Annotated in this window: 2 protein-coding genes; both read left to right on the top strand. The window is 38.6% G+C overall.

Translation table 11 applies throughout. From position 1 onward, the window contains the following. On the top strand, positions 1–329 hold a 329-nt coding region (gene tpx, locus AB4653_RS28880; protein ID WP_372106073.1), incomplete at its 5' end, for a thiol peroxidase. 2 nt (positions 330–331) lie between these two features. Beyond that, positions 332–940 (top strand): redoxin family protein, encoded by a 609-nt coding sequence (locus AB4653_RS28875; RefSeq protein WP_017082552.1) that lies wholly within the window; start codon positions 332–334, stop codon positions 938–940. Positions 941–999 lie beyond the last annotated feature (59 nt).

The following is a 999-nucleotide window of genomic DNA, read 5'->3' as shown; positions in this document are numbered from 1 at the left end:
CAGTTTGTGCTGCAAGCGTTCGTACATTTAACGAGAAAGCCGCTAATTTAAACAATACAATCGTATTATGTGTTTCTGCCGACTTACCATTTGCTATGAACCGTTTTTGCGGTGCTGAAGGCATTGATAATGTAACAACCGCTTCTTTCTTCAGAGAGTCATCATTCACTGAAAACTACGGTGTAAACTTAAATGAAGGTGCGCTTGAAGGGTTAGCTGCTAGAGCTATTATCGTTATTGGTCAGGATGGTATGGTCACACATAGTGAATTGGTTTCTGAAATTACTACTGAACCAAACTATGAATCAGCACTAGCGGCTTTATCATAATCATGCGTAAACTACTTATTGTTGCTGCTACCCTATATTCAATAAACGCCTTCGCAAAGTTTGAAACTACTGAAGACGATGCTGAGTTTGGAGCGGCTCAAGTCGTCACACTTGATAAAACAACAAAGTTTGACCTGATTGGTACACCATTAGAAGTAGGTGATTTAATGCCTTCGGCTAAGATGCTGACTTCAGATTTAGGAAGCTATGATACCAGTGCGAAAAGTAAATCGATCAAAGTCTATAGCATATTAACATCTGTTGACACGCCGGTTTGTGTTCAACAAGCTATAGAACTTTCTCAATACATAGAAAACAACAGTCACAAACTTCAAGGTATTGAATTTTATGCAGTGAGTGCCGATACTCCTTTCGCTCAACAACGGTTCATTAAAGAGTACTCTCTTGACGGGGCGACATATCTTTCTGACTCTTCAGAACATAAGTTTGGCCTAAATACAGGGACTCAAATTAAGCAGTTAGGTTTGCTTAGTCGAAGTATCATTGTAGTGGGTATAAATAACCAAATTATTTATACCCAAAGAGTACCTGAACTTACAACTATCCCTAGTTTAGAGCGAGCCGTAAAAATAGCGTTAAAAAACCGCTAGATACCAATAAGATATAAGAGGCATCAGCCTCTTATATCAATAAAACCCCCATTCTAACA

This window comes from Vibrio sp. 10N.222.48.A3 (genome assembly GCF_041475345.1).
GTDB classification, from domain to species: domain Bacteria; phylum Pseudomonadota; class Gammaproteobacteria; order Enterobacterales; family Vibrionaceae; genus Vibrio; species Vibrio tasmaniensis_A.
This window is presented reverse-complemented; position numbering and strand designations above follow the sequence as displayed.

What these genes read in the sequence shown, in the direction of transcription:
- AB4653_RS28875 (WP_017082552.1), top strand. Translation starts at nt 332, where the DNA reads ATGCGTAAACTACTTATTGTTGCTGCTACCCTATATTCAATAAACGCC.